This window comes from uncultured Pseudosulfitobacter sp. (genome assembly GCF_963976325.1).
Classification (GTDB): Bacteria; Pseudomonadota; Alphaproteobacteria; order Rhodobacterales; family Rhodobacteraceae; genus Pseudosulfitobacter.
This window is the reverse complement of sequence record NZ_CAXBJW010000003.1, coordinates 379,557-403,219: the sequence shown is the minus strand read 5'-3', so window position 1 is coordinate 403,219 and position 23,663 is coordinate 379,557. Positions and strand designations below refer to the sequence as shown.

36 protein-coding genes are annotated in these 23,663 nt (G+C 58.5%); 31 read left to right on the top strand and 5 right to left on the bottom strand.

Translation table 11 applies throughout. The features are described 5' to 3' along the window. Positions 1 to 151: 151 nt before the first annotated feature. The 3 genes from AAC077_RS13150 to AAC077_RS13140 all read right to left on the bottom strand — a co-directional run bounded on the left by AAC077_RS13150 (position 152) and on the right by AAC077_RS13140 (position 3,235). Positions 152 to 844, bottom strand: a complete 693-nt coding sequence (locus tag AAC077_RS13150) for a Hint domain-containing protein (RefSeq protein ID WP_339770284.1) — start codon at positions 842 to 844, stop codon at positions 152 to 154. Positions 845 to 1,215: 371 nt separating this feature from the next. Next, a complete protein-coding gene (locus tag AAC077_RS13145) occupies positions 1,216 to 2,700 on the bottom strand; it encodes an inorganic phosphate transporter (protein WP_339770282.1) in 1,485 nt (494 codons plus the stop codon). A 76-nt stretch (positions 2,701 to 2,776) separates the two neighbouring features. Beyond that, complete coding sequence (locus AAC077_RS13140; RefSeq protein WP_339770280.1) at positions 2,777 to 3,235, bottom strand: NUDIX hydrolase; 459 nt, start codon at positions 3,233 to 3,235, stop codon at positions 2,777 to 2,779. Positions 3,236 to 3,505: 270 nt separating this feature from the next. Between AAC077_RS13140 and rpsJ the strand changes: the two genes are divergently transcribed. The 11 genes from rpsJ (at position 3,506) to AAC077_RS13085 (ending at position 9,900) form a co-directional block, all read left to right on the top strand. Beyond that, entirely contained in the window at positions 3,506 to 3,823 is a 318-nt protein-coding gene (gene rpsJ / locus AAC077_RS13135; protein ID WP_005849850.1) for a 30S ribosomal protein S10, read from the top strand. An 18-nt stretch (positions 3,824 to 3,841) separates the two neighbouring features. Further along, entirely contained in the window at positions 3,842 to 4,717 is an 876-nt protein-coding gene (gene rplC / locus AAC077_RS13130) for a 50S ribosomal protein L3 (protein ID WP_114292537.1), read from the top strand. Beyond that, complete coding sequence (rplD, locus tag AAC077_RS13125) at positions 4,714 to 5,331, top strand: 50S ribosomal protein L4 (RefSeq protein ID WP_339770277.1); 618 nt, start codon at positions 4,714 to 4,716, stop codon at positions 5,329 to 5,331. Before rplC ends, rplD begins: the two co-directional genes overlap by 4 nt. After that, the gene (locus tag AAC077_RS13120) at positions 5,328 to 5,624 is read left to right on the top strand and encodes a 50S ribosomal protein L23 (protein WP_028957236.1); all 297 of its coding nucleotides are present in this window, start codon (positions 5,328 to 5,330) and stop codon (positions 5,622 to 5,624) included. The genes rplD and AAC077_RS13120 overlap by 4 nt, the downstream gene beginning before the upstream one ends. A gap of 187 nt (positions 5,625 to 5,811) precedes the next feature. Further along, positions 5,812 to 6,471 carry a type VI secretion system-associated protein TagO gene (locus AAC077_RS13115; RefSeq protein WP_339770275.1) on the top strand — a complete coding sequence of 220 codons (660 nt, stop codon included), beginning with the start codon at positions 5,812 to 5,814 and terminating at the stop codon, positions 6,469 to 6,471. A 400-nt stretch (positions 6,472 to 6,871) separates the two neighbouring features. Then, positions 6,872 to 7,714, top strand: a complete 843-nt coding sequence (gene rplB, locus AAC077_RS13110) for a 50S ribosomal protein L2 (RefSeq protein WP_339770274.1) — start codon at positions 6,872 to 6,874, stop codon at positions 7,712 to 7,714. Between the two features lie 3 nt (positions 7,715 to 7,717). After that, a complete protein-coding gene (gene rpsS / locus AAC077_RS13105; protein WP_028957238.1) occupies positions 7,718 to 7,996 on the top strand; it encodes a 30S ribosomal protein S19 in 279 nt (92 codons plus the stop codon). Next, positions 7,993 to 8,373, top strand: a complete 381-nt coding sequence (rplV, locus tag AAC077_RS13100) for a 50S ribosomal protein L22 (protein ID WP_037915861.1) — start codon at positions 7,993 to 7,995, stop codon at positions 8,371 to 8,373. The genes rpsS and rplV overlap by 4 nt, the downstream gene beginning before the upstream one ends. Further along, positions 8,373 to 9,080: a 30S ribosomal protein S3 gene (gene rpsC, locus AAC077_RS13095; protein WP_028957240.1), complete on the top strand. Its 708-nt coding sequence runs from the start codon at positions 8,373 to 8,375 to the stop codon at positions 9,078 to 9,080. The genes rplV and rpsC overlap by 1 nt, the downstream gene beginning before the upstream one ends. A 12-nt stretch (positions 9,081 to 9,092) precedes the next feature. Next, positions 9,093 to 9,506, top strand: coding sequence for a 50S ribosomal protein L16 (rplP, locus tag AAC077_RS13090; RefSeq protein ID WP_114292531.1), 414 nt, complete (start codon positions 9,093 to 9,095; stop codon positions 9,504 to 9,506). Positions 9,507 to 9,693: 187 nt separating this feature from the next. Continuing rightward, positions 9,694 to 9,900, top strand: a complete 207-nt coding sequence (locus tag AAC077_RS13085; RefSeq protein WP_224557684.1) for a hypothetical protein — start codon at positions 9,694 to 9,696, stop codon at positions 9,898 to 9,900. A gap of 24 nt (positions 9,901 to 9,924) precedes the next feature. Here the strand turns inward: AAC077_RS13085 and AAC077_RS13080 are convergent, their stop codons facing one another. Further along, a complete protein-coding gene (locus AAC077_RS13080; RefSeq protein ID WP_339770269.1) occupies positions 9,925 to 10,545 on the bottom strand; it encodes a 2OG-Fe(II) oxygenase family protein in 621 nt (206 codons plus the stop codon). A 222-nt stretch (positions 10,546 to 10,767) separates the two neighbouring features. On the opposite strand from AAC077_RS13080, the gene AAC077_RS13075 reads away from it, so the two are divergent. Then, complete coding sequence (locus tag AAC077_RS13075) at positions 10,768 to 11,766, top strand: hypothetical protein (protein WP_339770267.1); 999 nt, start codon at positions 10,768 to 10,770, stop codon at positions 11,764 to 11,766. Between the two features lie 68 nt (positions 11,767 to 11,834). Here the strand turns inward: AAC077_RS13075 and AAC077_RS13070 are convergent, their stop codons facing one another. Continuing rightward, positions 11,835 to 12,587 (bottom strand): SDR family NAD(P)-dependent oxidoreductase, encoded by a 753-nt coding sequence (locus tag AAC077_RS13070; protein WP_339770265.1) that lies wholly within the window; start codon positions 12,585 to 12,587, stop codon positions 11,835 to 11,837. A gap of 217 nt (positions 12,588 to 12,804) precedes the next feature. On the opposite strand from AAC077_RS13070, the gene rpmC reads away from it, so the two are divergent. From rpmC to rplQ, 19 genes are all read left to right on the top strand, one after another. Then, the gene (rpmC, locus tag AAC077_RS13065; RefSeq protein WP_028957245.1) at positions 12,805 to 13,011 is read left to right on the top strand and encodes a 50S ribosomal protein L29; all 207 of its coding nucleotides are present in this window, start codon (positions 12,805 to 12,807) and stop codon (positions 13,009 to 13,011) included. An 11-nt stretch (positions 13,012 to 13,022) separates the two neighbouring features. Further along, positions 13,023 to 13,262: a 30S ribosomal protein S17 gene (rpsQ, locus tag AAC077_RS13060; protein WP_089421180.1), complete on the top strand. Its 240-nt coding sequence runs from the start codon at positions 13,023 to 13,025 to the stop codon at positions 13,260 to 13,262. A gap of 73 nt (positions 13,263 to 13,335) precedes the next feature. Further along, on the top strand, positions 13,336 to 13,704 hold the full coding sequence (gene rplN, locus AAC077_RS13055) for a 50S ribosomal protein L14 (protein ID WP_007118848.1): 369 nt from the start codon (positions 13,336 to 13,338) through the stop codon (positions 13,702 to 13,704). After that, a complete protein-coding gene (gene rplX / locus AAC077_RS13050) occupies positions 13,704 to 14,015 on the top strand; it encodes a 50S ribosomal protein L24 (protein WP_339770258.1) in 312 nt (103 codons plus the stop codon). Before rplN ends, rplX begins: the two co-directional genes overlap by 1 nt. Beyond that, complete coding sequence (gene rplE / locus AAC077_RS13045; RefSeq protein ID WP_339770256.1) at positions 14,008 to 14,571, top strand: 50S ribosomal protein L5; 564 nt, start codon at positions 14,008 to 14,010, stop codon at positions 14,569 to 14,571. Before rplX ends, rplE begins: the two co-directional genes overlap by 8 nt. Positions 14,572 to 14,590: 19 nt before the next feature. Further along, positions 14,591 to 14,896 carry a 30S ribosomal protein S14 gene (gene rpsN, locus AAC077_RS13040; RefSeq protein ID WP_093922179.1) on the top strand — a complete coding sequence of 102 codons (306 nt, stop codon included), beginning with the start codon at positions 14,591 to 14,593 and terminating at the stop codon, positions 14,894 to 14,896. 12 nt (positions 14,897 to 14,908) lie between these two features. Continuing rightward, the gene (rpsH, locus tag AAC077_RS13035) at positions 14,909 to 15,301 is read left to right on the top strand and encodes a 30S ribosomal protein S8 (protein ID WP_339770252.1); all 393 of its coding nucleotides are present in this window, start codon (positions 14,909 to 14,911) and stop codon (positions 15,299 to 15,301) included. Between the two features lie 10 nt (positions 15,302 to 15,311). Next, positions 15,312 to 15,845, top strand: a complete 534-nt coding sequence (rplF, locus tag AAC077_RS13030) for a 50S ribosomal protein L6 (RefSeq protein WP_339770304.1) — start codon at positions 15,312 to 15,314, stop codon at positions 15,843 to 15,845. 11 nt (positions 15,846 to 15,856) lie between these two features. Further along, complete coding sequence (rplR, locus tag AAC077_RS13025; RefSeq protein ID WP_339770250.1) at positions 15,857 to 16,216, top strand: 50S ribosomal protein L18; 360 nt, start codon at positions 15,857 to 15,859, stop codon at positions 16,214 to 16,216. A 114-nt stretch (positions 16,217 to 16,330) separates the two neighbouring features. Next, positions 16,331 to 16,909, top strand: coding sequence for a 30S ribosomal protein S5 (rpsE, locus tag AAC077_RS13020; protein WP_231035683.1), 579 nt, complete (start codon positions 16,331 to 16,333; stop codon positions 16,907 to 16,909). 2 nt (positions 16,910 to 16,911) lie between these two features. Then, positions 16,912 to 17,100 carry a 50S ribosomal protein L30 gene (gene rpmD / locus AAC077_RS13015; RefSeq protein ID WP_028957254.1) on the top strand — a complete coding sequence of 63 codons (189 nt, stop codon included), beginning with the start codon at positions 16,912 to 16,914 and terminating at the stop codon, positions 17,098 to 17,100. A gap of 860 nt (positions 17,101 to 17,960) precedes the next feature. Then, positions 17,961 to 18,434: a 50S ribosomal protein L15 gene (gene rplO / locus AAC077_RS13010; protein WP_037924529.1), complete on the top strand. Its 474-nt coding sequence runs from the start codon at positions 17,961 to 17,963 to the stop codon at positions 18,432 to 18,434. 117 nt (positions 18,435 to 18,551) lie between these two features. Continuing rightward, complete coding sequence (gene secY / locus AAC077_RS13005) at positions 18,552 to 19,922, top strand: preprotein translocase subunit SecY (protein WP_339770244.1); 1,371 nt, start codon at positions 18,552 to 18,554, stop codon at positions 19,920 to 19,922. Further along, the gene (locus AAC077_RS13000; protein ID WP_339770242.1) at positions 19,919 to 20,560 is read left to right on the top strand and encodes an adenylate kinase; all 642 of its coding nucleotides are present in this window, start codon (positions 19,919 to 19,921) and stop codon (positions 20,558 to 20,560) included. The genes secY and AAC077_RS13000 overlap by 4 nt, the downstream gene beginning before the upstream one ends. Positions 20,561 to 20,582: 22 nt before the next feature. Further along, a complete protein-coding gene (locus tag AAC077_RS12995; RefSeq protein WP_339770240.1) occupies positions 20,583 to 20,957 on the top strand; it encodes a hypothetical protein in 375 nt (124 codons plus the stop codon). Positions 20,958 to 21,177: 220 nt separating this feature from the next. Further along, complete coding sequence (gene rpsM / locus AAC077_RS12990) at positions 21,178 to 21,546, top strand: 30S ribosomal protein S13 (protein WP_339770238.1); 369 nt, start codon at positions 21,178 to 21,180, stop codon at positions 21,544 to 21,546. 15 nt (positions 21,547 to 21,561) lie between these two features. Further along, positions 21,562 to 21,951, top strand: a complete 390-nt coding sequence (rpsK, locus tag AAC077_RS12985) for a 30S ribosomal protein S11 (RefSeq protein WP_028957260.1) — start codon at positions 21,562 to 21,564, stop codon at positions 21,949 to 21,951. A 112-nt stretch (positions 21,952 to 22,063) separates the two neighbouring features. After that, positions 22,064 to 23,080, top strand: coding sequence for a DNA-directed RNA polymerase subunit alpha (locus AAC077_RS12980; RefSeq protein WP_339770236.1), 1,017 nt, complete (start codon positions 22,064 to 22,066; stop codon positions 23,078 to 23,080). Between the two features lie 132 nt (positions 23,081 to 23,212). Continuing rightward, positions 23,213 to 23,629 (top strand): 50S ribosomal protein L17, encoded by a 417-nt coding sequence (gene rplQ, locus AAC077_RS12975; protein ID WP_089421168.1) that lies wholly within the window; start codon positions 23,213 to 23,215, stop codon positions 23,627 to 23,629. Positions 23,630 to 23,663: the final 34 nt, after the last annotated feature.

Here is a 23,663-nt window from a genome sequence, read left to right as displayed (position 1 = left end):
CACCGTCGGCGCCGGCGTGGTGTCGAAAATCGTCGAGTAAGCCGTTTTGCGGGCCTGTCGGCCCGCATGACGCCGCAATAGAAAAGGCCGCAGCACCCGCTGCGGCCTTTTTGCATTTCAGCCCGGTTGGGCCGACTGAATGGGTTTGATCCTAGTTCTGCGGCTGGTCTGACAGACGCTGCGCGTATTCCTTCTCGGCGGCGGCCTGGGCGTAGATGGTGGCGCTGTCCGATGCGGTCGGGTTGAGTTCGGGGAACAGGTCCACAACCGCGCCACGTGTGTCGGCGTGCTTGGCCTTGGTGTTGCCCGGTTGCAGGCTGTCGGACCAGATGCCGTCGCCCATCACCACCGGATGCAGGTCAAAAACCAGATGGATATAGGTCACATCCGACGCGATGACCCGCTCGATGCCGGGCTGTCCCAGCAGGGTGGCGATCTTGACCAGCGCTTCGGGTGTGTCGGTGTCGTCGTCTTCGGGTTTGGCGATCAGGATGCGCTGGTTGGGGGTCAGCAAGGTGTCGCGCAGCGGTTGCTGTTTCCCCAGCGCATCGGCGCGGATCAGCACGGGTTGCAGTTGCGGGTTCTGTTCCAGTTCGGCAGCGGTCAGGCGGCTGGACCCGATCCAGCGGATCGGCTGATAGCCACGTTCGCGGGTGATCACATCGTCGCCCACTTCAAGGGTTTCGATGGCGACCAACCCCTTGCGGGTCGAGATTTGCGTGCCGGGGGTAAAGCTGACCATGCGGCGTTCCAGATCGGGAACGGCGGTCATTTTGATGTCTGTGCCCAGCCCGTTCGATCGGGTGTTGGTTTGGGTCTGGTTCGGGGTGCTCGGATGGCTCATCGTCATGGCTCCACTGGTGCGAGGCTGGCCCGTGGCGATTTTGCCCGCGGGCGATGCGTGTTCACGTCATTGCGGCAAGGGGAACCGGTATCGGCAGCCCTGCCGGGGCCGGACACCGCAGTTGGTGGGCTGTGCCCCCTGTAGGGCGTTACCCACGGTGGTCCGGTTGCACAACTTTACACGTATTGCGATAACCAAGCGAGGCGTCGTGCGGTTTAAGTGCCGGAAATCGGCCAATTCAGAGATTAAATTTGCGGGCCGGTTTCTGGCATTGGATCAATCATTGCAAACCGGCAGAATTGTCCACGTTTTACATTTTGGGCGCGGCACGGGCGGCGAATCACCTTTGCCATGTCGCGCCCAGTGCGGGCCTATCCGGCCACGGTCCGGATGCCAAAGAAGATCACCGCAGACAGTATCGCGGCGGCAGGCACGGTGATGACCCAAGCGGCAATGATGGTCATGAAATGTGACCGGCGCACCAGCTTGCGGCGGCGGCGTTCCTCGGGCGCATAGCGGGGACGGTCGGGCATTGCCAGTTTCGCCTTGCGGATGCGCCGTTCTGCGTCCCATTCGCGGAAGAATCCGACGCCGAATACACCACCCACCGCGATGTGGGTCGAGCTGACCGGCAGGCCCAGCCAGCTTGCCACGATCACTGTGATCGCCGCCGACAGCGCCACGCAATAGGCGCGCATCGGGTTCAGCTTGGTAATTTGGCCACCGACCATGCGGATCAGCTTGGGACCGAACAGGAACAGACCGAACGAGATGCCAAAGGCCCCCATGACCATCACCCACGTCGGGATGCTGACCGCTGCGGTAAAGCTGCCGGTGCCCGAGGCCTGCACGATGGCGGCCAGCGGCCCCACGGCATTCGCCACATCATTGGCCCCGTGCGCAAAGCTGAGCAGGGCGGCCGAGACGATCAAGGGGATGCCGAACAGCACCTTCAGTGATTTGTTGCGGTTTTCCAGCCCTTCGGACTGTTTGCGGATCAGCGGAATCATCACGGCCCATGTGAGGACACCAATGGCCAGCCCGATCAACAGGGCGGTGTGCAGCTCGACCTTAAAGACCTTGCTCAACCCTTTCAGCGCCAGGTAGCTGGAAAAAGTCCCCGCCATAATCCCCACCAGAACCGGCACCCACGTCCGGGCGGCGGCGATCTTGTCGTCGCGGTAGATGATGCGGGATTTGATCAACGCCAGAAACAGCGCGGCCACGGCCCCGCCCAATACCGGCGAGATCACCCAGCTTGCGGCGATCTGGCCCATGGTGGGCCAGTTCACGGCGCCAAACCCCACGGCGGCGATGCCTGCCCCCATGACCCCGCCCACGACCGAATGCGTGGTGGACACCGGCGCGCCGACCCAGGTGGCCAGATTGATCCAAAGCGCCGCAGACAGCAGTGCCGCCATCATCGCCCAGATAAAGGTGTCGGCGGTGCCCATGCTTTCGGGCGCAATGATGCCTTTGGCGATGGTCGACACCACATCGCCGCCCGCCAGCAGGGCGCCCGCGCTTTCAAACACCACGGCAATGGCAATCGCGCCGCCCATGGTCAGCGCATTGGCCCCGACCGCCGGCCCCATGTTGTTGGCCACGTCGTTGGCGCCGATGTTCAGCGCCATATAGGCGCCCAGACAGGCGGCGACGATGACGATGATCGAATTGTTGGCCTGGCCAAAGAACAGGGCGGCGGCCAGCCCTGCCATCACCACGAAAATCAGCGCAATGCCGGTGCTGACCATCGGGCGCGACACATAAAGCGCGGCCAGTTCAACATTGGAAAAGCGCGCAAGATCGCGGTCGAGTGTTTCAAGGTGGCGCGGATCGCCTTCGGTGTTGCTCATCTGTCCGGTCCCTTTGCAGTTGACCGTACTTGCCTCATGTACCGCCCGCGATCAAGCGCGGGAGACCATCGCGCCCTTAGAACTGGCGCAAAATCATTTGCAATTCAGGCTCTGCAACCATGTCGGCCGCGTCGCTGGGCGACACCCACCGGCGTGTGCGCTCGTGGGCTTCGGGGAAATCCTCGCTCAGCTCGTTCACCGCGACCGAGTAGACCAGCGTTTCCACCGGCATGTCCCAGCCGGTGTTCTGGCGTTTGTCATAGGTATAGGTGCCAATCGGGGCCTCGATTGCCTTGCTGTTGCGCACGCCGGCTTCTTCCCATGCTTCCTGCAACGCCGCCTCGGACGACTTCAGGCCACGGATCGGCCAGCCCTTGGGGATGATCCAGCGGCCTGTGTCACGGCTGGTCACAAGCAAAACCTCGGTGTCGTCACCTTTGACGCGGTGGCACAGGGCAGCGACTTGCAAACGCTTCGGGCGTTGCAACATAGGGGCCAACGTGGCCCCCCAAAATTTTCTCAGGGCATCAATCATGTGAACCTGCTCAAACATCTTCTTGATTTTTTTGTTTAATATAGAGTAGCGGCAGCAATATGCAAACTTGACCCTTACAAATGGTTTAAGACACACGCAAGTTTTTGCCAGATGCCCATTGCATTTGCACACGACTCCTCGTAAACGGCCCAGATTATCAGAAGGGTGCGCCTATGCGTGCCCTTCTTGGTTCTACACAACACGCGATGAGGGCGGGCGATGAGCGTCCTTCCTCCAATCCGTTGAAATCCCAAGTCAAGGGATATGCACATGGCACAAAGCCAAAACATCCGCATTCGCCTTAAGGCGTTTGACTACCGGGTGCTTGATGCTTCCACACAGGAAATCGTCAACACCGCGAAGCGCACAGGCGCTTCGGTTCGCGGCCCCATTCCGCTGCCGAACAAAATTGAAAAATTCACCGTTCTGCGTGGCCCCCACGTTGACAAGAAATCCCGTGACCAGTTCGAGATCCGCACGCACAAGCGTCTGCTGGACATCGTTGATCCGACCCCCCAGACCGTGGACGCGCTGATGAAGCTCGACCTGGCCGCTGGTGTGGACGTCGAGATCAAGCTGCAATCGTAAGCGTAGGAGGGTAATCATATGTTGCGCTCAGGCGTTATCGCGAAAAAAGTCGGCATGACCCGGCTGTTCATGGAAGACGGCAAACAGATTCCTGTAACCGTTCTCCAACTCGACAAATTGCAGGTTGTTGCCCAACGCACACCCGAGAAAGACGGCTATACAGCTGTTCAGCTCGGCGCGGGCACAGCCAAAGTCAAACGCACAAGCCAGGCGATGCGCGGCCACTTTGCCGCCGCTTCGGTTGAGCCCAAGCGTAAGGTTGCTGAATTCCGTGTTGACCCCGAGGCCATGCTGGCCGTGGGCGAGGAAATCATCGCCGACCATTACTTTGAAGGTCAGTACGTGGACGTGGCAGGCACATCCATCGGTAAAGGTTTTGCCGGTGCGATGAAGCGTCACAACTTCGGTGGTCTGCGCGCGTCGCACGGTGTTTCGATCTCGCACCGTTCGCATGGTTCGACAGGTCAGTGTCAGGATCCCGGCAAGGTTTTCAAAGGCAAGAAAATGGCCGGTCACATGGGCGCTGCCCGTGTTACCACACAAAACCTGCAAGTGATCCGCACCGACAGCGACCGTGGCCTGATCATGGTCAAAGGCGCCGTTCCCGGTTCCAAAGGTGGTTGGGTGACAGTCAAGGACGCGGTTAAGAAACCGTTCCCCGACACGGCTATCCTGCCCGCCGCCCTGCGTTCGGCCGCTGACGAAGCTGCCAAAGCCGCAGAAGAAGCCGCCGCAGCAGCCGCCGCCGAAGCCGAAGCAGAAGCAAAGCGTCTGGCCGAAGAGCAAGCCGCAGCCGAAGCCGAAGCGTTGAAAGCCGCAGAAGCTGATATCGCAGCCGAAGGTTCGGACGCCGACAACTCGGACGCCGAAGACAAGAAAGAAGGTGACGCATGAAATTCGATGTCATCCAAATGGACGGCGGCAAAGCCGGATCGGTAGAGCTGGACGAGGCCCTGTTCGGTCTTGAGCCCCGCGCCGACATCCTGCACCGCGTCGTGCGCTGGCAGCGTAACAACGCCCAGCAAGGCACGCACAAGGTCAAGACCCGCTCGGAAACCTCCTATTCGACCAAGAAGATCTATCGCCAAAAAGGCACCGGCGGCGCACGCCACGGTGACCGCAACGCGCCGATCTTCCGCAAAGGTGGTATCTACAAAGGTCCGACCCCGCGTTCGCACGGCCACGAGCTGACCAAGAAGTTCCGCAAACTGGGCCTGCGTCACGCACTCAGCGCCAAGATGAAAGCGGGCGAACTGGTTATCATCGACCAAGCGACAGCAGCCGGTAAAACCGCCGCTCTGGCCAAGCAGGTCAAGGACCTGGGCTGGAAACGCGCACTGGTGGTTGATGGGGCTTCGGTCAACGAAGAGTTCCTGGTCGCATCGCGCAACATCGAAGGTCTGGATATCCTGCCGTCGATGGGCGCTAACGTCTATGACATCCTGAAAAGTGACACGCTCGTGATCACCAAAGCAGGGGTCGAAGCACTGGAGGCCCGTTTGAAATGAGCGCCAAAGCAAACCACTACGACGTGATCCGCAAGCCGATCATCACCGAGAAAGCAACCATGGCATCCGAAGCCAACGCGGTTGTGTTCGAAGTGGCGATGGACAGCAACAAGCCGATGATCAAAGAGGCCGTCGAGGCCGTCTTTGGCGTCAAGGTGAAGGCCGTGAACACGTCCATCACCAAAGGCAAAACCAAGCGGTTCCGCGGCCAGCCCGGCCGTCGCAAGGACGTCAAAAAAGCCTACGTGACCCTCGAAGAAGGCAACACCATCGACGTGTCCTCGGGACTGTAAGTCGTTCGGTATTGATTGGGAAAACCCCCGGCTGCGCAAGTGGCCGGGGGTTTTTCTGTTTTGAGATCATCAATAAGTATCTGTTCTTATACCAGGTTGGAGCCTAGTGGTCTCTAAATGGTATAAAGTGCTTGAAAATTTCGGTGTAATTTGGGTTTATTCGCAAACTCCATTGCTAGGATCTATCATGAAGTTTGCCGTATTTTTCATTCTTTGCACTGTTTCGCCGCTATTTGCGCAAACCAAAGACATTAATCGTTGTCATGCCATGAAGGGCTCAGACAATAGGCTCATCTGCTATGACCTTGTAACAGGTTACACTGCTTTGGAGCCTGACGACACCGCGGAAGGGGCATCTAAGACAGTCGAAACTGTGCCGACGGCAGAATTGCCTGTTGTAAGCCCTTCTGGAAAGCAATGGCGGTACTCGGACGAAAAGAGCGCACTCGAAGAACGAAAGGATGTCTGGCTCTCTGTCATTAGTCAAAATACGGAAGGTAATTCTATTGGTTCGCCAATTCATGCGACTCTTTGGGTGAGATGCATGGAGAATTCCACGAACTTGTTCATTGGGTTTGATAGGTACACAACCGATGATCAAAATGTAAAATATAAACTGGATGATGGATCCATACGAAAGCAGTGGATGGAAACAATGAGGGGCGGTGACGGGATCGGTGTTTGGTCTGGCTCTCGAGCAATCCCCTTTATCAAAAGATTGTTGGGAAAGGATAAGATGGTGGTGGCATACGACACCTATTCGGGGCCGGTTGAATTCGTTTTTGACATATCGGGTTTGTCTGAGAGAATAGGGCCGCTATCGACCGCGTGTCAGTGGAAACCTTAAGCTTCAATTGATATTAGAATATGGCCACTTTCCACGCCAGGTGCTGGCTGGCCTATCTTGAGTGGTCTGCTTGAGGGCTGGGGCTGCCGTAACACTCAAGCCGGACGGTCGTTGGCCCGTGGGGTGGGCCGACGATCGTCCGGCGGCTTCGCCTTGTCCCGGACGGCGTTAGGCGCACAGAAACGCCCAAACCCCATATTCCCAAGCCTTACCGCTTGACCCCAACCGCGTGCTCGCCTAAACGACCCCATCGGCACCAGCCCCGGATTCGTCCGGGGCTTTGCCTTTGTTCCTGGTCCAGACATTATTCTTGACCTTTGAGCACTCCAAACGGGGACCTTCGGGGCCCTACAACCACGGCGACCCCGGTCGCTGACAAGCAAAACGGAAGACAGCAAACATGGCACTTAAGTCGTATAAGCCGACGACGCCGGGCCAGCGCGGGCTGGTACTGATCGACCGTTCGGAGCTTTGGAAAGGCCGCCCGGTCAAAGCCCTCACAGAGGGTCTGACCAAGAATGGCGGACGGAACAACACCGGACGGATCACGATGCGCCGCAAAGGCGGTGGGGCGAAACGCCTCTACCGGATCGTCGATTTCAAGCGTAACAAATTTGACGTGACGGCCACAGTCGTTCGCATCGAATATGACCCCAACCGGACCGCGTTCATCGCACTGGTGCAGTACGAGGACGGCGAACAAGCCTATGTTCTCGCGCCCCAGCGTCTGGCAGTGGCGGACAAGATCGTGTCGAGCCAAAAGGCTGACATCAAGCCCGGTAACGCGATGCCCTTCAGCGGCATGCCGATCGGTACAATCGTCCACAACATCGAAATGAAGCCCGGCAAGGGTGGTCAGATCGCACGTGCCGCAGGCACCTACGCCCAGTTCGTGGGCCGCGATGGTGGCTACGCGCAGATCCGCCTGTCGTCCGGCGAACTGCGTCTGGTGCGTCAGGAATGCATGGCCACCGTCGGTGCCGTGTCGAACCCCGACAACAGCAACCAGAACTTTGGTAAAGCTGGCCGTATGCGTCACAAGGGCATCCGCCCGTCTGTGCGTGGTGTGGTTATGAACCCGATCGACCACCCCCACGGTGGTGGTGAAGGCCGTACATCGGGTGGTCGCCACCCCGTATCGCCTTGGGGTAAACCCACAAAGGGTGCTCGCACTCGCAACAAAAACAAAGCGTCGCAAAAGCTGATCATCCGCTCGCGTCACGCCAAGAAGAAGGGACGCTAATAGATGTCTCGTTCCGTATGGAAAGGCCCGTTCGTCGACAGCTACGTCCTGAAAAAGGCCGAAGCGTCGCGTGAAGGCGGCCGCAACGAAGTGATCAAGATCTGGTCGCGTCGCTCCACCATTCTGCCCCAGTTCGTGGGCCTCACATTTGGCGTGTACAACGGCCACAAGCATATCCCGGTGAACGTCACCGAAGACATGATTGGCCAGAAGTTCGGTGAATTCTCCCCGACGCGTACCTATTACGGTCACGCCGCTGACAAGAAGGCGAAACGCAAATGAGCAAGGATAAGAATCCGCGCCGCGTGGCCGACAACGAAGCCATGGCGAAAACCCGCATGCTGCGCACCAGCCCTCAGAAGCTGAACCTGGTTGCACAGATGATCCGCGGCAAGAAAGTCGACAAAGCGTTGACCGACCTGACGTTCTCGAAGAAACGGATCGCGCAGGACGTGAAGAAATGCCTTCAGTCCGCGATTGCGAACGCTGAAAACAACCACAACCTGGATGTTGACGAACTGATCGTCGCTGAAGCGTGGGTTGGCAAGAACCTGACACTGAAACGCGGTCGTCCGCGCGCCCGTGGCCGGTTTGGCAAGATCATGAAGCCGTTTGCCGAAATCACGATCAAAGTGCGTCAAGTCGAGGAGCAAGCCTGATGGGTAACAAAGTCAATCCGATCGGTATGCGTCTTCAGGTGAACCGCACCTGGGACAGCCGCTGGTATGCCGACACCAAGGATTACGGGAACCTTCTGCTGGAAGACCTGAAAATCCGTGATTTCATCAAGGATGAGTGCAAGCAGGCCGGTATCGCCCGCGTGATCATCGAACGTCCGCACAAAAAGTGCCGCGTGACGATCCACACAGCACGTCCCGGCGTGATCATCGGCAAAAAAGGCGCCGACATCGAAGTTCTGCGCAAGAAGCTGGCGAACCTGACCGACAGCGAACTGCACCTGAACATCGTTGAAGTGCGCAAGCCGGAACTGGACGCGGCACTGGTTGGCGAAAGCATCGCACAACAGTTGGAACGCCGGGTGTCTTTCCGTCGTGCCATGAAACGTGCGGTTCAGAACGCCATGCGTATGGGTGCCCTGGGCATCCGCGTGAACGTGGCCGGCCGTCTGGGCGGCGCCGAAATCGCGCGGACCGAATGGTATCGTGAAGGCCGCGTGCCTTTGCACACCCTGCGGGCCGACATTGATTACGCCCACGTCGAAGCGACAACTGCCTATGGTATCATCGGGATCAAGACTTGGATCTTCAAAGGTGAAATCATGGAGCACGATCCGCAGGCGCGTGACCGTAAAGCACAAGAACTCCAGGATGGTCCTGCGCCCCGTGGCGCTGGTGGCCGTCGCTAAAGGGGAAGAGAGATGCTTCAACCAAAACGCACGAAGTTCCGCAAACAGTTCAAAGGCTCCATCAAGGGTCTGGCGAAGGGCGGGTCTGACCTGAACTTCGGCACCTATGGTCTGAAAGCCATTGAGCCCGAGCGGGTTACAGCACGTCAAATCGAAGCGGCACGCCGCGCGATGACACGTCACATGAAACGCCAGGGCCGTGTCTGGATCCGGATTTTCCCGGACGTTCCCGTCACAGCCAAGCCCATCGAAGTTCGTATGGGTAAAGGTAAGGGTTCGGTCGACCGTTGGGCGGCCAAAGTGAAACCCGGCCGTGTGATGTTTGAAATCGACGGCGTCGGCGAAGACATCGCACGCGAGGCCCTGCGCCTGGCCGCGATGAAACTGCCGATCAAAACCCGCGTGGTTGTCCGCGAGGACTGGTAAAGATTGCGCCCGCGGGCGCAGTCAGCCGATAGAGATAAAAAGCCCCCGCCGCGTGATCGGCGGGGGCTTTTGCTATTTCCAACTTCAACCACCACAACCCTTTGTGGCTACGGCTATGGCCATCCCAGTCAAACCGTTTTACCGTGCCCCCAGACGACGTTCCGCTTTCGACATAAAGGCCACTGCGATGAAACAAGTCCCCAAGCCCACCACCGACGAAGACCTGATCCGCGAGTTCCTGAACAAGGGCGGCGCGGTCAAGAAAGGCAAGACAAAGCCCATGCCCGCCGACCTGGGGCTTAGCAACAACCAGTGGGGCAACAAGATGACCAAGGAAGAGAAGGCGCTGGTGAAAGAGCAGGAAGAGGCGCGCAAGGCGGCGAAGAAGGCCTAAGCTTTACGTATTCCGCGCCGCGTCTCACTCCCAGCGGTAGTTGAACGACACCGACACCCGCTCGTCCTCGCTCATGTTCATGGGCACCTCGTGGCGCAGCCAGCTTTCCCATAGCAGCACGTCACCCACGGCCGGCGCGATGTAGATGAACGGTTTCATCTCTTCGCGCACGTCTTTGACGCGGGGCGGGGCGGCCATCATCATGGCGTGGCGCGGGTCTTCGAACTTGATGGCGCTGGCGCCCTCGGGCATGGCGACATAGGTGGTGCCAGACACCACCGAATGCGGGTGGATGTGCCCCGAATGGGTGCCGCCCTCGGGCAGGATGTTGATCCACAGATCCTCCAGCACCAGCTTGCGCCCGTCCAGGTCAAAGCCCGCGTCCTTGGCAAAGGCCATCACATGCTTGTCCAGCGACTTGACCAGATCGGCAAAGATCGGGAACCGCCACGGCAGGTCGGTCAGCGACGCATAAGAGGTGTAGCCCGGAAATCCGTTCTCTTCGCACCAGTCCTGTCCGGCTTCGTCATCTTCGGCGATGGCATAGCACGATGCGCTCATTTCGTCCGCATCGACGGCGGGTCCGTGTTCGGACAGCAGCGCATGATACAGGCGGGTGACGAAGAGGGATTTGATGTTTGACATGGTTTTTCCTTAGCGCAGGACGTTGGCAGTGGCGAACGGGGGCCGCAGGCCACCCGCGGCCATCCACATCACAGATTGCCCGCCCCCGCAAACTGCGTTGACTCTATCTGACTGGGTAGCTAGCGTTTTTCTACTTATGATTGTTTCTCGTTCGTGATCAATCACATATTTTTGGACGGCATCCGGCTTGGAAATGCCACATTTGGTTAAAGGGACTTCACGATGGGTGCACTTGCATTGATGGCGCTAATGGGTTTCGGGCTTTTCGCGGTGGCGATTGACGGGTCTGACGACGCCACGGACGACAACGAGCCTGAAACACCGGAAACACCAGAGACGCCGACAGATCCTGTCGATCCTGAAACGCCCACCGACCCTGAAACGCCGGTAGACCCCGAAACGCCCGTCGAGGGGGTCACGCTGACGCTGGACGGTGATGAAGTTGTCACCGGCACAGAAGGGGCCGACACGCTGGTTGCCGTTGCCGAAAATCGGGAAGAGCAGGCGATGATTGACGAGACCCAGCAGATCGACCTGTTGGGGGGCGATGACAGCGTCACCATCCTGAACGACACGCATCTGGTCATCAACGCGGGCGACGGGAACGATCTGATCGAAAGCCTGGGGTTGGGTGTCACGATCAACGGCGACGCGGGCAACGATACCATCTATGCCTCATCGGCTGACCACGCGTTTGGTGGCGAGGGTGACGACGAACTGATCTATCGCGGGGATACGGAGCTGATTGACACGCCAGCGGTGCTGGACGGCGGCGAGGGCGACGATCATCTGGTGGGGCATGTCGAAACCGGCGCAGCCCCGACGATCTATGACAGCGAGCGGGGCGGCTTTTTTCTGAACGGCGGCGCAGGGGCCGATGTGTACGAGATGAAGCTGGATGTTGTCGACTACGGCGCCGAGGATGCGCCTGATGTCGTCAAGGACACGATCAATTCGTTCAAAGACTTCGATCCCGAAGAAGACAGCCTGATTGTTGATCTCAGCGAAGAGGACCGGACGCTTGAGACATACGAGATTGATAAGGTGTCCTACTCTTCCGGGGGGCAGACATATGAATATTCCAACCTGGTCCTGACCTTCGCGGCGACAGACACGCAGCCGCAGGTCGAGCTTTCGGTTCGGCTCGACAGCCTGGACGTGACCCTGGATGACATCACCATCCTGACGGCGCCGGAACCCGCTATGGCGGTTGGCATGTGATTGGCGGGGTTGGTCGGCAGGCTGCAATTCTGGCCTGCCGACCGGCCCCTTTGTCGTCTACGGCAAGATCAGGTGCGCAGGGCAGGCAGGCCAACGCCCGTGCTTTCAAATCCACCGTCCGACGCGACGACCTGACCTGTGACATAGCTGGCCTTGTCCGAGCACAGGAAGGTGATCACCTCGGCAATCTCGTTCTCTGATCCATAGCGGTTCAGCGGGATCGCGTCGTGATAGGCGTCGATGATCTCTTGGGAATGCACGGCCATCGCCAGCTTGGTGCGCACGGGGCCGGGGCAGACGCAATTGGCGCGGATGCTGTATTCGCCCAGTTCGGCGGCTTGTTGTTTGGTCAGATGGATCACCGCCGCCTTTGATGTGCCGTAAGCCACCCGCAAGGTGGACGCGCGCAGGCCCGAGATCGACGCGATGTTCAGCAGCGCGCCACGGGTTTCTTTCAGCGACGGGATGCAGGCCTGCGAGACCAGGAACACACCGTCCAGGTTTGTTTCCATCACCCGGCGCCAGCGGGCAAAGTCGGTGCCTTCGATGGGGCCGAAATCGGCCACACCGGCGTTGTTCACCACCGCGTCGATACGGCCAAAGGTGCCGCGCACGTCTGTTACCATCTGGTCCACCTGATCAGACTGCGACACGTCGCAGACAAAGGCTGACGCTTCGTTGATGCCCTTGGCAACATCGTTCAGTTCGTCGCCATCGCGGTCCACCATGGCCACGCGCCAGCCCTGCTCGATGAACAAACGTGTGGTGGCAAGGCCGATGCCGCGCGCGGCACCCGTGACAAGGGCGGTTTTCTGGGTCATGACAGTCTCGCTGGTTGGATCTATTTACAGTGCGATAGCAGCTTGCCGCTTTCGAAATCAATCGCGCACAGGTCGCGACACGACATTCCACCCGTCATATCCCCCATAGGGGTTGCCATGTGGGTGCATCCCGCGTATTGGCACCTTTCATCATGAACTCCACCAGAATCATGGTCACCCCTCAGGGGCCTACTGGTGATGTTGAAAGGAAAATGGGATGAACGCCCAAGAACTGCGCGACATGACGCCGGACCAGCTGCGCGACAAGCTGGCCGAGCTGAAAAAAGAAAGCTTCAACCTGCGTTTTCAGCAGGCCACAGGCCAACTGGAAAACCCTGCTCAGATCCGCACCGCACGCCGCAACGCCGCGCGTGTGAAAACGATCCTGAACCAAAAAGCTGCCACCGCAGCCACAGCTGAATAAGGACGGCCGACATGCCCAAGCGTATCCTGCAAGGCGTCGTGACCTCCGACGCAAACGAACAAACCATCACCGTGAATGTAGAGCGTCGCTTTACGCACCCGGTTTTGAAAAAGACCATTCGTAAGTCCAAGAAATACCGGGCGCACGATGAACAGAATGCCTTCAAGGTCGGTGACACAGTCCGCATTATCGAATGTGCGCCGCGCTCGAAGACAAAACGCTGGGAAGTGTACGCAGGCGCTGACGCCTAAGTTACGCTCTCAACATTAATCGAAACCCTGGGGATCAGGCACGCATCGCCCCCCAAAGGTCGGGAGAAACCAAATGATCCAGATGCAAACCAACCTGGATGTTGCTGACAACAGCGGCGCTCGCCGTGTTCAGTGCATCAAGGTACTGGGTGGTTCCAAGCGTAAATACGCATCCGTCGGCGACATCATTGTCGTGTCGGTCAAGGAAGCCATCCCTCGCGGTCGTGTGAAAAAGGGTGACGTGCGTAAAGCCGTCGTCGTTCGCACTGCCAAAGAAGTTCGTCGCGACGATGGTACAGCCATCCGTTTCGATCGTAACGCCGCCGTTATCCTGAACAACAACAACGAGCCCGTAGGTACTCGTATCTTTGGCCCAGTTGTTCGCGAACTGCGTGCAAAGAACTTCATGAAGATTATCTCGCTTGCGCCGGAGGTGCTGTAATGGCTGCTAAACTTCGCAAAGGTGACAAAGTCATCGTGCTTGCCGGCAAGGATAAGGGCAAGACGGGTTCGATCTCGTCGGTTGATCCAAAATCCAACAAAGCAATCGTAGACGGTATCAACATGGCAATTCGCGCCACGCGTCAGTCTCAGACGTCGCAGGGCGGCCGTATTCCCAAGGCGATGCCAATCGACCTAAGCAACCTGTCGCTAGTTGATGCCAATGGCAAAGCAACGCGCGTCGGCTTTAAGGTTGAGGGCGACAAGAAAGTCCGCTTCGCAAAAACCACGGGGGACGTGATCGATGCTTGATAACGCAACATACACACCCCGCCTCAAGGGCGTTTACAACGACACTATCCGTGCCGCCCTTAAGGAAGAGTTCAGCTACAAGAACGAAATGATGATTCCTCGTCTGGATAAAATCGTTTTGAACATTGGCTGTGGTGCCGAAGCTGTCCGTGACAGCAAGAAAGCCAAATCCGCTCAGGAAGATCTGACAACGATTGCTGGTCAAAAGGCCATGACAACCATTGCCAAGAAATCCATCGCTGGTTTCCGCGTCCGGGAAGAAATGCCGTTGGGTGCGAAAGTAACCCTACGCGGTGACCGGATGTATGAATTCCTGGATCGTTTGATCACGATTGCAATGCCTCGTATCCGCGACTTCCGCGGCATTAGCGGCAAGAGCTTTGATGGGCGTGGTAACTATGCCATGGGCCTGAAAGAGCACATCGTGTTCCCAGAAATCGACTTTGATAAAGTTGATGAAAACTGGGGAATGGACATCGTGATCGCCACCACGGCGAAAACCGACGCTGAAGCGAAGGCACTGTTGAAAGCATTCAACATGCCCTTCAACTCATAAGCGCGGGAAGGATTTAGATATGGCTAAGAAATCCATGATCGAGCGCGAAAAGAAGCGCGAAGCACTGGTCAAGAAGTACGCTGTTAAGCGTGCTGCCTTGAAAGAGATCGTAAGCGACGAATCCAAGCCGATGGAAGAGCGTTTCCGCGCTTCCTTGAAGCTGGCAAAACTGCCTCGCAACTCCAGCGCTGTGCGTCTGCACAACCGCTGCCAGCTGACAGGCCGTCCACACGCTTATTATCGTAAACTGAAAATTTCGCGGATCGCGTTGCGGGATCTTGGCTCTAGCGGCCAAATCCCCGGCATGGTCAAGTCGAGCTGGTAAGGAGCGCATCACATGAACGATCCTATCGCAGATATGCTGACACGCATCCGTAACTCTTCGATGCGCGGCAAATCCACCGTCATGACACCTGCTTCCAAGCTGCGTGCATGGGTTCTGGACGTGCTTGCGGACGAAGGCTACATTCGTGGCTACGAAGCAAAAACTGGTGTTGATGGCCATCCCGCCATCGAGATCAGCCTCAAGTATTACGAGGGCGAACCTGTTATTCGCGAACTGAAGCGGGTCTCCAAGCCCGGTCGTCGCGTCTACATGGGCGTCAATGACATCCCCGTTGTCCGTCAGGGCCTGGGCGTGTCGATTGTCTCTACACCCAAGGGTGTGATGTCGGATGCAAGTGCACGGGCGGCCAATGTTGGCGGCGAAGTGCTTTGCACCGTATTCTAAGGAGGGTTTCATGTCTCGTATTGGTAAGAAACCGGTCAACCTGCCCAGCGGTGTTTCCGCAACGGTCAGCGGCCAGTCGATCGAAGTCAAAGGCCCCAAAGGCACACGTTCGTTCAAGGCAACGGATGATGTGACCCTGACGGTCGAAGACAACGTCGTGAAAATCACGCCCCGTGGCACATCCAAGCGCGCGCGCCAGCAGTGGGGCATGAGCCGCACAATGGTCGCAAACCTGGTCACCGGCGTGTCCGAAGGCTTTAAAAAAGAGCTTGAGATCAATGGTGTGGGTTACCGCGCCCAGATGCAGGGCAACACCCTGCGCCTGAACCTCGGCCTGTCCCACGACGTCGACTATCTGCCGCCCGAAGGGGTGACAGTTACGGCGCCGAAGCAGACCGAGATCATTGTCGAAGGCATTGATGAACAACTCGTCGGTCAGGTTGCTGCGAACATTCGCGCCTGGCGGAAGCCCGAGCCCTACAAAGGCAAAGGCATCAAATACAAAGACGAGTATATCTTCCGCAAGGAAGGCAAGAAGAAGTAAGGACCAGACAGATGGCAAACAGCAAACGGACCCTGTTCCTCAAGCGCCGCCTGCGCGTCCGGAACAAACTGCGTCGCGTGAACGCAGGGCGCATGCGCCTTTCGGTGCACCGCTCGAACAAGAACATCAGCGTTCAGCTGATCGACGATGTGAATGGTGTCACAGTGGCATCGGCCTCCAGCCTCGAGAAAGATCTCGGCGTTGTTGGCAAAAACAACATCGACGCGGCTACCAAGGTTGGTTCCTTGATCGCAGAGCGCGCGAAGAAGGCAGGCGTGGAAGAAGCATACTTCGACCGCGGCGGCTTCCTCTTTCATGGCAAGGTGAAGGCTCTGGCCGACGCTGCGCGTGAAGGTGGTTTGAAAATCTAAGACCAACGCAAGCCGCCCCTTGCCCGTGCAGGGGGCGGCTTCGATGATCCGGGGGCGCTTGTCCCACCAGGATTGATACATTCGGCGCAAGCCACCAATGAAAAGGATGTTCTCATGGCAGAACGTGAAAACCGCCGCGGCCCGCGCCGCGACCGGGAAGAAACACCGGAATTCGCAGACCGTCTGGTCGCGATCAACCGCGTCAGCAAAACCGTCAAGGGTGGTAAGCGCTTTGGCTTCGCCGCACTTGTGGTTGTTGGCGATCAAAAAGGCCGCGTCGGCTTCGGCAAAGGCAAGGCGAAAGAGGTCCCCGAGGCCATTCGCAAAGCCACCGAGCAAGCCAAGCGCCAGATGATCCGCGTGCAACTGCGCGAAGGCCGCACCCTGCACCACGACATGGAAGGTCGCCACGGCGCCGGCAAGGTCGTGATGCGCACAGCACCAGAAGGTACCGGTATCATCGCCGGTGGTCCGATGCGTGCCGTTTTCGAAATGCTCGGCATCAAGGACGTTGTGTCCAAGTCGATCGGTTCGCAAAACCCGTACAACATGATCCGCGCCACCATGGACGGCCTGAAGAAAGAGGCATCGCCTCGTTCGGTTGCCCAGCGTCGTGGTAAAAAAGTGGCTGACATTCTGCCCAAGCGTGAAGACAACGTCGAGTCGTCCGCTCAAGTGGCTGAGGAGGCATAAGCATGGCCAAGACTATCGTCATCAAACAAATCGGTTCCCCGATCCGCCGCCCTGCAAAACAGCGCGCAACACTGATCGGCCTGGGCCTGAACAAGATGCACCGTGTGCGCGAACTGGAAGACACACCTTCCGTGCGCGGCATGATCAACTCGATCCCGCACATGGTCGAGATCATCGAAGAAAAAGGCTGAACATCTGACAGGGTGTGATGCCCGACAGATGGAACGCCAGACGCCCCGTGGGAAACCGCGGGGCGTTTTGCTGTTCAGACACAACACAAGGGCAGCGCCCGACCGCGGGTGGGCATCGGAACCCATGTAACTGGCATTTTATTTGTCGGCTTTGGCGTGTGGCCTATGAATCGAAATACAGTGAAGAAGCGCCCGCCCATGGGGCGGTCGGGCGCTGCCCGGCGGCTCTGCGAGCCTTGACTCCGGGCTTTGGTGGTTGATGGCCTCACACACAACCATGCATTTTACGCAGGAGGGTATTGCCGTCACGACTGTGCTGCGGGGCAGGGGAGCTGGTCGCAGCCTTCAAAGCCGCATGGGCCGCGCAGCCCATTCCCAGCCGCTCGGACGACCTGCGTCAAGCCACACAGCGCCAAGGTTGGCGCACCACCGTGCGCACCCCTCACCACACCTTAACCACCGCCGCGTAAACCTTTGCCCGTTGCAACAGCCAGCCGAGGGGGCGAACACCCCCAAGGCACCATAGGATACCAGGCCCCTGACAAGGGCCACACTGAACGGTTCAGGGTGCAGGCCCTCCCAAGCCTGTCTGATTATCCGATCTGGCGGCGCCGCCCTTTTTACCGGCCCAAATACCCTACCAGATGCACATTGGTCCAAACTGCCCCGACACCCCGTCGCGGCAGCCATTTGGCGTGTCCGGTCGCCACCTGTGGGCGTGGGCCATCTGCCTCTTGCCCCGCACCGTCCCATCCCTTATACGCCCCCAGTGGCCAGACCTCTGGCACACGAGAATCATGAAACGCCGCGTTTGACCGCTCCCGTCGCTGGGGGTCACATCCGGCAAAAGGAGAAGCGACATGAAACTGAATGAACTGCGCGATAACGAAGGTGCCACCAAGAAACGCAAGCGCGTTGGCCGTGGTCCCGGTTCGGGCACCGGTAAGATGGGTGGCCGTGGTATCAAAGGTCAGAAATCCCGTTCGGGTGTGGCGATCAATGGCTACGAAGGCGGCCAGATGCCCCTGTACCAACGTCTGCCCAAGCGTGGCTTTACCAAGCCGAACCGCAAATCCTATGCTGTTGTGAACCTGGGCCTGATCCAGAAATTCATCGACGCCAAGAAAATCGACGGTTCCGCCGCGATCACCGAAGATGTGCTGATCTCCTCGGGTCTGGTGCGTCGCAAACTGGACGGTATCCGCGTTCTGGCCAAGGGCGAAGTGACGTCCAAGCTGGACCTGCAAGTCACCGGCGCGTCGAAGTCGGCGGTTGAAGCGGTCGAAAAAGCTGGCGGTTCGCTGACAGTCACAACAGCGGCAGCGGCCGAGTAAACTGTACTCGAACCTTGTGGGCCAGCGCTGGCTGGCTTACATAGCCTTGAGTTTTCCTTAACGCCGCCCGCCGGAAAACGGCCTGGGCGGCGTTTTCGCAACAGAAAGAGCCGATATATGGTATCCGCCGTCGAAAACATGGCCGCCAACACCAGCTGGGCTGCGTTGGGCAAGGCCACTGACCTGCGCAACCGCATCCTGTTCACCTTGGGCCTGCTGATTGTCTACCGCTTGGGCACGTTTATTCCCGTTCCGGGAATCGACGGCGCTGCATTGCGCGACTTTATGCAAGGCGCAGGGCAGGGCATTGGCGGCATGGTGTCGATGTTCACCGGCGGCGCGCTGGGGCGGATGGGCATCTTTGCCCTTGGGATCATGCCCTATATCTCGGCCTCGATCATCATCCAGCTTCTGACCTCGATGGTCCCTTCGCTTGAGCAGCTCAAGAAAGAAGGCGAACAGGGGCGCAAGAAGATCAACCAGTACACCCGTTACGGCACCGTGGCGCTGGCGACCTTGCAGGCGTACGGCCTTGCGGTCAGCCTTGAGGCTGGCGATCTGGTCACCGATCCGGGCATCTATTTCCGCGTGGCCTGTCTGATCACACTGGTCGGCGGCACCATGTTCCTGATGTGGCTGGGTGAACAGATCACCGCACGCGGCATCGGCAACGGCATCTCGCTGATCATCTTTGTCGGCATCATCGCCGAAGTGCCCGCCGCACTGGCCCAGTTCTTTGCCAGCGGACGCAGCGGCGCGATCAGCCCCGGCGTGATCGTCGGCGTGATTGTCATGGTGATCGTGACCATCATGTTCGTGGTGTTCATGGAACGCGCGTTGCGCAAGATCCACATTCAATACCCGCGCCGTCAGGTCGGCATGAAGGTTTATGACGGCGGCTCGTCGCACCTGCCGGTCAAGGTCAACCCCGCAGGCGTTATTCCCGCGATCTTCGCGTCGTCGCTGCTGTTGCTGCCGGTGACCATCAGCACCTTCTCGGGCAACTCGACCAACCCGGTGATGAGCTGGCTGCTGGCCAACTTTGGCCCCGGTCAGCCGCTGTACCTGCTGTTCTTCGTGGCGATGATCGTGTTCTTTGCCTATTTCTACACCTTCAACGTCAGCTTCAAACCTGACGAGGTTGCGGACAACCTGAAGAACCAGAACGGCTTTGTGCCCGGTATCCGTCCCGGCAAGAAAACCGCCGAATATCTGGAATATGTGGTCAACCGTATCCTGGTGCTGGGGGCTGCCTATCTGGCGCTGGTCTGTCTGCTGCCGGAAATCCTGCGCAGCCAGTTCACCATTCCGTTCTACTTCGGCGGTACATCGGTGCTGATCGTTGTGTCGGTGACCATGGACACCATCCAACAAATCCAATCCCACCTGCTGGCCCACCAATACGAAGGGCTGATTGAAAAATCGAACCTGCGTGGCAAAGGTAAAGGGGGCAAACCCCGCAAGAAACGGAGCCCCGTGCGTCGATGAACATTATTCTGCTTGGACCGCCAGGAGCGGGCAAAGGAACGCAAGCGCGTATTCTGGTCGAAGAGCATGGCATGGTGCAGCTTAGCACCGGTGACATGCTGCGCGCCGCCAAGGAAAGCGGCACCGAAATGGGCGAGATCGTGGCCGATGTGATGGCCCGCGGTGCGCTGGTGACGGATGACATCGTGATCGGACTGATCCGCGAGCAGTTGAATTCGGTCAACGCAAACGGGTTTATCTTTGATGGCTTCCCGCGCACGCTGGCGCAGGCCGACGCGCTGACCAATCTTCTGGCCGCCGAGGGTGAAAGCCTGGATGCGGTGGTCGAGATGGAAGTGGACGACGACGCGCTGGTGGCCCGGATCACCGCGCGGTCGACCTGTGGTGATTGTGGCGAGGTGTACAACGACAACACCAAACCGCAGCCCGCCGACGGCAAGTGCAGCAACTGCGGCGCATCCGATTTCCGCCGCCGCGCAGACGACAACGAGGAAAGCCTCAGAACCCGTCTGATGGAATACTACAAGAAAACCTCGCCGCTGATTGGCTACTATTACGCCAAGGGCATGTTGACCAAGATCGACGGTCTGGGCGAGATTAACGAGGTTAAAGCCGCCATCGACAAGGCGCTTTCCTAAGCCAGACAAAGGGGTAGGGCACATGAGCTTCAAACAGATTTTCGCGGTGACGCTTTTCGGTTTGGCTGCCCTCCCTGCATCGGCCCAAAACATCCTCAGCAATCCCGGACTGTGCGCTGCCGATGACGGCGAACAGGAACTGGCGGGCGTGGCCTATCTGTATAGCTCCTCTGTCGAGGCGCATTGGCGCGCCTGTTCATGGAAAACACCGTTGGACTACGCGCCCGGACTGGTCGCCGAGGTCAACGCGCAATGTGACGGACAGGACGGCCCAGACGCCGTGCGGCTTGAGATTGCGGTGAACGGGCAGGGGCGCGTGACCATCGCGGGGATGAACGGCAGCACCGGATTGCCGGACTACTATTTCCCGTGCAGCCGCTGGGGCTTCAAGGGCTAGGACTGTCCGGTTGCGCCCTGTTATCCACAGGGGGGTTGACCCTGCGCGACAAGGCACATAATTAGCGCTATCTCGAAAGAGAATCGCAAGTTCTGCCAGGGTCGCACCCGACAAGAACAGATCACCTGATCAGCGGCGGCCCGTTGCAGCAATGCTTCGGGCTTATGTTGTGAAAAAAGGGCCCGGAACTACGGGCTCGCAACGAAAAGGAATATGACACGTGGCACGTATCGCCGGCGTTAACATCCCCACTGCAAAGCGGGTCCCAATCGCCCTCACCTACATCACCGGTATCGGTAACACTTCGGCCAAAGCCATCTGCGAAGCAGTTGGCATCGACGCTGCGCGTCGTGTGAACGAACTGTCCGACGCCGAAGTTCTGAAAATCCGCGAGCACATCGACGAAAACTACACCGTCGAAGGCGACCTGCGTCGTGACACGCAGATGAACATCAAACGTCTGATGGACCTGGGCTGCTACCGTGGCCTGCGTCACCGTCGCAACCTGCCCGTCCGTGGTCAGCGTACCCACACCAACGCACGTACTCGCAAAGGCCCCGCAAAGGCCATTGCCGGTAAGAAGAAATAAGGGAGGCTCTGATCAATGGCACGCGATAAGACACGTACAAAGAAAAAAGAGCGCAAGAACATCGCCGCTGGTGTGGCGCATGTGAACTCTTCCTTCAACAACACCAAAATCCTGATCTCGGACGTTCAAGGCAACGCGATTGCATGGTCGTCCGCAGGCACCATGGGCTTCAAAGGGTCGCGTAAATCGACACCTTACGCCGCCCAGATGGCCGCCGAAGATGCAGGCAAAAAAGCACAAGACCACGGCGTGAAAACGCTGGAAGTCGAAGTGCAAGGCCCCGGCTCGGGTCGTGAGAGCGCATTGCGCGCTCTGGCGGCTGTCGGCTTCAACATCACGTCGATCCGTGACGTGACACCGATGGCCCACAACGGCTGCCGTCCGCCGAAACGCCGCCGCGTCTAAGCTGACTTTTACTATCGGGGCTGCGTGTTTTCACGCGGCCCCAATCCGCTTTTTTGAAACCTCGGGAGTCTGCTCCTTCGGGACATAGGGACAGACAGGAATGGAGGGACGTATGATCCACAAAAATTGGGCTGAATTGATCAAGCCACAGCAGCTTGACGTGAAACCGGGCAATGACCCGGCCCGTCAGGCCACAGTCATCGCCGAACCGCTGGAACGCGGCTTTGGTCTGACCATGGGCAACGCCCTGCGCCGCGTGCTGATGAGCTCGCTGCAAGGTGCGGCCATCACATCGGTGCAAATCGACAACGTGCTGCACGAGTTTTCGTCCGTGGCCGGTGTGCGTGAAGACGTGACCGACATCATCCTGAACCTCAAGGGCGTCAGCCTGAGCATGGAAGTCGAAGGGCCCAAGCGCCTGTCGATTTCGGCAAAAGGTCCGGGCGTTGTGACTGCCGGCGACATCTCGGAAAGCAATGGCATTGCCGTTCTGAACCGCGAGCACGTGATCTGCCACTTGGATGACGGTGCCGATCTGTACATGGAACTGACGGTCAACACCGGCAAGGGCTATGTCGCAGCCGACAAGAACAAACCCGAAGATGCGCCCATCGGTCTGATCCCGATCGACGCGATCTATTCGCCTGTCAAACGCGTCAGCTATGACGTGCAGCCGACCCGCGAAGGTCAGGTTCTGGACTATGACAAGCTGACCATGAAGATCGAAACAGACGGGTCGATCACGCCGGACGACGCCGTGGCCTTTGCCGCGCGTATCCTGCAAGACCAGCTTGGCATTTTCGTCAACTTCGACGAGCCGGAATCGGCATCGCGTCAGGACGACGACGACGGTCTGGAGTTCAACCCGCTTCTGCTGAAGAAAGTGGACGAACTGGAACTGTCCGTGCGTTCGGCCAACTGCCTGAAGAACGACAACATCGTTTACATCGGCGACCTGATCCAGAAAACCGAAGCAGAAATGCTGCGCACCCCGAACTTTGGCCGCAAATCTTTGAACGAAATCAAAGAAGTGCTGTCGGGCATGGGTCTGCACCTTGGCATGGACGTCGAGGACTGGCCACCAGACAACATCGAGGATCTGGCGAAGAAATTCGAAGATTCCTTCTAAGACGACCCCGAGGCGGGGGAGACCCCGCCCCGGACCACGACTGGGCGAAATGCCCCAAGGAGAGCCCAAGACACGCATCGCGGGCCAGACAAAGCAAAACAGCCCGTAGAGGGCACATCTAGGAGAACGAACATGCGTCACGCACGTGGATACCGCCGCCTGAACCGCACACATGAGCACCGCAAGGCGCTGTGGGCAAACATGGCCGGCTCGCTCATCGAACATGAGCAAATCAAGACAACCCTGCCCAAAGCGAAAGAGCTGAAGCCGATCATCGAGAAAATGATCACGCTGGCGAAACGCGGTGACCTGCACGCCCGCCGTCAGGCTGCAAGCAAACTGAAACAAGACGCTTTCGTCGAGAAACTGTTCACAGTTCTGGGCCCGCGCTACAAAGACCGCCAAGGTGGTTACGTCCGCGTGTTGAAAGCCGGTTTCCGTTACGGTGACATGGCGCCCATGGCGATCATCGAATTCGTAGACCGCGACCGCGACGCCAAAGGCGCCGCAGACAAAGCGCGTCTGGTCGAAGTCGAAGCCGAAGATTGATTTTTGGTCGGGCCTTTGGGCCTGATCACGAAAA